Below are 6,256 nucleotides of genomic sequence, written 5' to 3' on the forward strand. Positions count from 1 at the left end.
GGTACAGTATGCCGTTACGAGCAGAGTGGTGAGCTGCACGGACTGACCCGTGTACGTAGCTTTACTCAGGATGATGCTCATATCTTCTGCCGTCCTGACCAGGTGAAGGATGAATTCCTCCGCGTAATGGATATCATCTCCATTGTCTTCAAGTCTATGAACTTTGAAAACTTTGAAGCTCAGATTTCTTTGCGTGATAAAGTGAACCGCGAAAAGTATATCGGAAGTGATGAAAACTGGGAAAAGGCTGAACAGGCTATCATTGAAGCTTGTGAAGAAAAAGGCCTTCCTGCCAAGGTTGAATACGGTGAAGCTGCATTCTATGGTCCGAAACTGGACTTTATGGTGAAAGATGCTATCGGCCGTCGCTGGCAGCTGGGTACTATTCAGGTAGACTATAACCTGCCGGAACGCTTCCAGTTGGAATATATGGGATCTGACAACCAGAAACACCGTCCGGTAATGATCCATCGTGCTCCTTTCGGTTCTATGGAACGTTTCGTAGCTGTGCTGATTGAACATACAGCCGGTAAGTTCCCGTTGTGGCTGACTCCGGATCAGGTTGCTATTTTGCCTGTATCTGAAAAGTACAACGAATATGCCGATCATGTACGTCTGGAACTGAAGAAGAACGATATTCGTGCCATCGTGGACGACCGTAACGAAAAGATCGGACGTAAGATCCGTGACAATGAAATGAAACGTATCCCTTATATGCTGATTGTCGGTGAAAAAGAAGCAGAAAATGAAGAAGTATCCGTACGTAAGCAGGGAGAAGGCGACCAGGGAACCATGAAAATTGAAGATTTTGCAAAAAATATTGCAGAAGAAGTTCATAATATGATAAATAAATGGTAACTTTGCAGCCGTTTGCAGGAGTTCCTAAAAAAGCTTCTGCAAACTGATAAAGAAATAGTATAATTTATTAGATTGAAAAAACAGACAGGAAGAAAAATTTTTGAATGAAGAATGACAGTTTAAAAGGGCAGCATAGAATCAATGAACAGATTCGCGCCAAAGAAGTCCGTATTGTGGGAGATGATATTGAATCAGCTGTATATCCGATTGCCCAGGCTTTGAAAATGGCTGAAGATCATGGAGCTGATTTGGTCGAAATTTCACCGAATGCCGTTCCTCCAGTTTGTAGAATTATAGATTATTCTAAATTTCTTTATCAGTTAAAGAAACGCCAGAAGGAACAGAAAGCAAAACAGGTTAAGGTCAACGTAAAGGAAATTCGTTTCGGACCTCAGACAGATGAGCACGATTACAATTTCAAGTTGAAACATGCCATTGGCTTTTTGCAGGATGGCGATAAGGTGAAAGCCTATGTGTTCTTTAAAGGACGTTCCATTCTGTTCAAGGAACAAGGTGAAGTTCTTCTGCTTCGTTTTGCCAACGATCTGGAAGAATATGCCAAGGTTGAACAGATGCCGTTATTGGAAGGTAAGCGCATGACGATCTCCCTTTCACCCAAGAAGGCGGGTGCTCCGAAGAAGGCTGCAAAGCCTGCTGCTGCTCCCAGTGCCGACGAAACCCAAGAATGAAATTGTGTGCGTAACGCGCCGGTATAGTGCGTTACCACCTTATTAATACTAATTATTAAAATTTAACAAGATGCCAAAGATCAAGACTAACTCCGGTGCCAAAAAAAGATTCGCTCTTACCGGAACAGGTAAAATCAAGAGAAAGCACGCTTTTCACAGTCACATTTTGACTAAGAAAACTAAAAAGCAAAAAAGAAACCTTGTACACGCTGGCTTGGTACATAATGTAAACTTAGGTCAGGTTAGGGAACTCCTTTGCATGAAGTAATCTTAAAAGCGTAAACGTATCATTTAAATTATTAACCGAATGCATTAGCTTCAAGTCCGGTTGAGAAATATCGGCGCTATCATTCAAAAAAGAATTAAAACTATGCCAAGATCAGTAAATCATGTTGCTTCTAGAGCAAGAAGAAAGAAAATTTTAGGTTTGACCAGAGGTTACTTTGGTGCAAGAAAGAATGTTTGGACCGTTGCCAAGAATACTTGGGAAAAAGGTTTGACATATGCATATCGTGACCGCAAGAATAAAAAACGTAACTTCCGCGCATTGTGGATCCAGCGTATCAACGCAGCTGCTCGTCTGGAAGGTATGTCTTATTCTAAGTTGATGGGTGCTTTGCACAAAGCTGGCATCGAAATCAACCGTAAGGTATTGGCTGACTTAGCCGTAAACCATCCTGAGGCATTCAAAGCTGTTGTTGCTAAAGTAAAAGCAGCTTAATCAGGAATCGCATATTACGATTGACAGAAAGTCGGATTGTTTCAAATGAACAATCCGACTTTTTTGTTGTCTGCATTTCCTTTTTCAGCTTCTGATCTCTTCTGTATCAGGAGGTGAGGGGAGAACCGGGAAACTTATGCCGGCAATCTGTCAGAAAGAACTTGTTTGCACCTAAGAAAATTGGGAGGAAATGTTTGGTGTTCTCAATTGTTTTCATTACTTTTGTAATACATAAAAATGAAGCCGCACTTGCAGAATCGGGAAACTCATCAAATTTATAAGAAATACCGAGACAAGCTTCATCTTCCAATGGCGGGCCACGCCTTCGGGTAGCATTTATGCCGGTGGATTACAAAGGAAATGAGCTCTCAAACCATGTCATTCGGAGTTTCGTCACGCCTCGGGTGCGGCTTCTCCCTTTTTTATAAATACAATTTCCTTCACTTTGCTTTTCCTGTTTTATCCTTCATGAAATCTGATGGGGAGAGCGATTAAACTGTTTATTATGATTTTCTATTTTTCCGGAACCGGCAATTCCTTGTGGGTAGCCAGACAATTGCAGGAATCGTTGCAGGAACCTTTATATAAGTTGGTTGATGTCCTTTCCTCAGATCAGGTATATGCACTTGGGGACGAGGAGAGACTGGGATTTGTTTTTCCGGTCTATTCCTGGGGGCCTCCGGAAGTCGTGCTTGAAATGATTTCCAGACTTCGTTTGTCCCGGAAGCCTTCTTTTCTTTATTTTGTCTGTACTTGCGGGGATGATGCCGGAAAGACAGCTGAAGTCTTTTGCAAGGCGGTGGAGCGTCGGGGCTGGACCTGTCAGGCCGGTTATTCCGTATTTATGCCGAACACATACGTCTGTTTGCCGGGGTTTGATGTGGATGCTCCGGAAGTGGAATCCCGTAAGCGGGAAGAAGCCTGGGGGCGTGTGAGAGAGATTCAAGTCAAGATCGCCGGCCGGGAGAGTGGTTTTGACTGTCATGAGGGAAGCATGCCTTTCCTGAAAACCTATGTAGTTCGTCCCTTGTTCTGCCGTTTCCTGATGTCTGCCCGTTGGTTTCATGCTTCGGATGCCTGCATCAGCTGTGGTATCTGTGAAAAGGTCTGTCCGATGAACAATATCCGTGTGGACCGGAAGCCGGTTTGGGGCAAGCGGTGTACGCAATGCCTGGCCTGCTATCATTTCTGCCCGATGCATGCGGTAGCTTATGGCAGTCAGACATTGAATAAAGGACAGTATTATTTCGAAAGGAAGCGTAAGGGGAAGCAGTCTGAAAAGTAGCTAAAATGACATCCCGCCAGATTTGTCTGTAAAATCTGACGGGATGTCCTGTTGAAATATGTTTGCAGGCCGTTTCTGCTTTAGCGTCCGGAAGGTAATGCCGGTACGATGGCTTCTATCCGGTTCTCTATGGAATCAGGCAATCTGGAAAAAAAGTCCAGTCCGGTAGCCTTTTCTACATCATCCACACTGCTCATGTATTTTTCCAGTTTCTGATGATGTGCAGCATTGGGGAAGATGAAGCCCATGGCGATGGGGTTCTTCCGGTTGTTGATCAGGACAACCTTGAAGAAACGGTCGGGCACGGCTACCTGGTGCTTTCCGATGCGTTCCGGCTTGCTTTTGTCGTAGATGGGACCGCAGGCGATGTAAACCGTTCCATATTTCCGGGCCCATTTTCGGCAGGTATCCTCCAGATCTCCCCAGTCATCCCGGTTCAGTTTCTGGTTCTGCGGGCAGATGTTGCTCATATAGAATGATTCCTGCATGGCTTTCTTGCTCCATTTCATGTCGGCAGCCGGAGCCATGTGTCCCCGGTCATAGCCGGAACGGGTATAGTCCGAATGTTCCACACGCGGTTCCGGAAGATCCGGATCCGGAAGGAATTTGTCATATCGCTCAGCCTTTCCTTCGGTTTCCTTTCGGGTCAGTTCCCAGGCTACCCAGTTGGGAGTTTTATAAAAACTGTTGTATGAAAGGGTGTAGCCTGTACGTTTCAGGATGCGTTCTTTCCGGTCGGTGAGATTCCGGGGAATTTCCATCTGGCTGCTGACCTTCTCCTGGTTGCCGGTTAGGGGAGCAGACTGGGCGGCAGAAGGCTTCTCTTCGTGCAGATCCGGTAATTCTTTGCGAAGATCGGGCAACTGATAGCTGGAGCCCTGAGTGAACCATACGGCGCCTGCAATAAGCAGTAGAAAGATGATGAATCCCTTTAAGGAACCGGTGTTACCTTGTTTTCGTTGTTTGCGTGCCATAGCGTCAGATCAGTTTAAAGCGCATGCGGAAAATGCCGTCCTTATAATCGTGGCTGATGATTTTGAACGTACCGATCTCGGAAGTATTGGCTACATGAGTACCGATACAGAGGCAGTCGTCGTAGTCTCCTACGGAAACGACGCGTACGGTGTCGGAAGCACCTTCCGGCAAGCGTTTCAGGTCGAATTGTCCTGCAGCTTCCTGCTGGGAGATGAATTTTACCGTCACATCCAGGTGACGTGCAATGACTTCATTGACTTTGGCTTCTATTTGTTCGATCTCTTCATCTGTCGGAGCTTGCGACAAGGCAAAGTCGAGTTTGCTTTTCTTTCGCTCGATGTGTGCGGAAACGGCGCGTCCGCAGCCGAAAAGATTAACCATCGTACGGTTGACAATGTGCTCGCAGGTATGCATAGGAGGATATTCCTGCTTGTTGTGTTCGTTGAGTTGGGGTTGTTGTTCCATATTCTATAAATGATTAAACCGGTGCAAATGTACACAAAAGTATGGACATAAAAAAAGGAGTACCGCCGTACTCCAACCTTTTGTTAACCTTAAATCTAATACTATGAAAAACACAGTGCAAAGATACGGACTTTTGGTAGATCTGCAAACGGAAAAGTACTTTTTTTCTAGACTATAATATTTTTTAAGAATTGTATGGAGAGGGGGGCTGGAATCGACTGCACGATTCGGCTTCAACGACCGCACGATCCGGCCCCAACGACCGCATAATTGAGCTTCAACGACCGCACGATTTTATGGCATCGTCTGCCTGATATTTTCGCATCGTCTGGCTTGCTGCCGGGCAAAGAAAGGAAAGCCGGAATGTATCCCGGATCTGAGAAATAGGGGAGTGAAAGCAGGTTGTGATGAGCTTGTAAAAGTATGGGCATAAAAAAGGAGTACCGCTGTACTCCAACCTTTGTTAACCTTAAATCTAATACTATGAAAAACACGATGCAAAGATACGGACTTTTCATATATCTGCAAGCGAAAAGGAGAAAAATCTCTCTTTTGTAACACTGTTTAATAATTGGATGCATAGAGAGGCTTTTCATTAACATTTGTTTTCCCTATCTTTGCAGCCATTAAATAACGATTGATCAATATGGCATTTGAAGCAACGAAAAGAGAATGGGGCGAGCTGTACGCTTTTTTCCGCCTGCTGGCAGACGGATGTGTCTATGCAGGAACGCCTGAGGTGAAAAGAAATGAAGGTCAGTGCCTTCCGGTAGCCATGGTGCAGCGTGAGGAACACGACGGCACGCGTCGGTATATAGTAGAAAAAGAGATGATCCACATTGTCGGCGAGCAGATGGATAAGCGGATTCCGCGCGAGGATTTCGGGACTGTGGCCGATCTGGTGCTGGAAGCCATCCGGAACAGCCGGGAAGACGATGTGACTTCACCCGACGGAGTGGAAGAATTTCTGGATGAAGTAGCCATTTATGATTTGGAGGCCAAGACGGACGACCGCACGGACTTCAGTGTCGCTTTTTATCAGGAAGATGCTCCTTTGACCGGTTTCTGTGTCCGTTCGCGTCTGGGAATGATGTTCCCTTTGCTGGATGGGGGACGCTCAGCGAACTTCAAGTTCGAGCAGACGGGAGTGAAGTTTGCCGTACCTACCATCAACAAGATCAATGCGTTTGGTGAGGAAGACGATGTGATCGGCCGGATGCTGATGATCGAGCGCCTGGGAGGAGTCCTGAAGTACAATGATGT

8 protein-coding genes are annotated in these 6,256 nt (G+C 45.6%); 6 read left to right on the forward strand and 2 right to left on the reverse strand.

Going from position 1 to position 6,256, the window contains the following annotated elements; all coding sequences use genetic code 11:
• From thrS to BACCOPRO_RS02080, 5 genes are all read left to right on the forward strand, one after another.
• Nucleotides 1–858 (forward strand): threonine--tRNA ligase (thrS, locus tag BACCOPRO_RS02060; RefSeq protein WP_008140438.1); only part of this gene is annotated, 858 nt, incomplete at its 5' end.
• Nucleotides 859–962: 104 nt separating this feature from the next.
• Nucleotides 963–1,547, forward strand: a complete 585-nt coding sequence (infC, locus tag BACCOPRO_RS02065) for a translation initiation factor IF-3 (protein WP_008140440.1) — start codon at nt 963–965, stop codon at nt 1,545–1,547.
• A 70-nt stretch (nt 1,548–1,617) separates the two neighbouring features.
• Nucleotides 1,618–1,815 carry a 50S ribosomal protein L35 gene (gene rpmI / locus BACCOPRO_RS02070; protein ID WP_008140442.1) on the forward strand — a complete coding sequence of 66 codons (198 nt, stop codon included), beginning with the start codon at nt 1,618–1,620 and terminating at the stop codon, nt 1,813–1,815.
• A 102-nt stretch (nt 1,816–1,917) separates the two neighbouring features.
• Entirely contained in the window at nt 1,918–2,268 is a 351-nt protein-coding gene (gene rplT, locus BACCOPRO_RS02075; RefSeq protein WP_008140443.1) for a 50S ribosomal protein L20, read from the forward strand.
• A 505-nt stretch (nt 2,269–2,773) separates the two neighbouring features.
• On the forward strand, nt 2,774–3,553 hold the full coding sequence (locus BACCOPRO_RS02080; protein WP_040311059.1) for an EFR1 family ferrodoxin: 780 nt from the start codon (nt 2,774–2,776) through the stop codon (nt 3,551–3,553).
• Between the two features lie 80 nt (nt 3,554–3,633).
• Here the strand turns inward: BACCOPRO_RS02080 and BACCOPRO_RS02085 are convergent, their stop codons facing one another.
• Entirely contained in the window at nt 3,634–4,527 is an 894-nt protein-coding gene (locus BACCOPRO_RS02085) for a DNA/RNA non-specific endonuclease (protein ID WP_008140450.1), read from the reverse strand.
• 4 nt (nt 4,528–4,531) lie between these two features.
• Complete coding sequence (locus BACCOPRO_RS02090; RefSeq protein ID WP_008140452.1) at nt 4,532–4,993, reverse strand: alanyl-tRNA editing protein; 462 nt, start codon at nt 4,991–4,993, stop codon at nt 4,532–4,534.
• 646 nt (nt 4,994–5,639) lie between these two features.
• Here BACCOPRO_RS02090 and BACCOPRO_RS02095 point away from each other — a divergent pair.
• On the forward strand, nt 5,640–6,256 hold a 617-nt coding region (locus BACCOPRO_RS02095), incomplete at its 3' end, for an HpaII family restriction endonuclease (protein ID WP_008140458.1).

It is taken from the genome of Phocaeicola coprophilus DSM 18228 = JCM 13818, assembly GCF_000157915.1.
Lineage (GTDB): Bacteria > Bacteroidota > Bacteroidia > Bacteroidales > Bacteroidaceae > Phocaeicola > Phocaeicola coprophilus.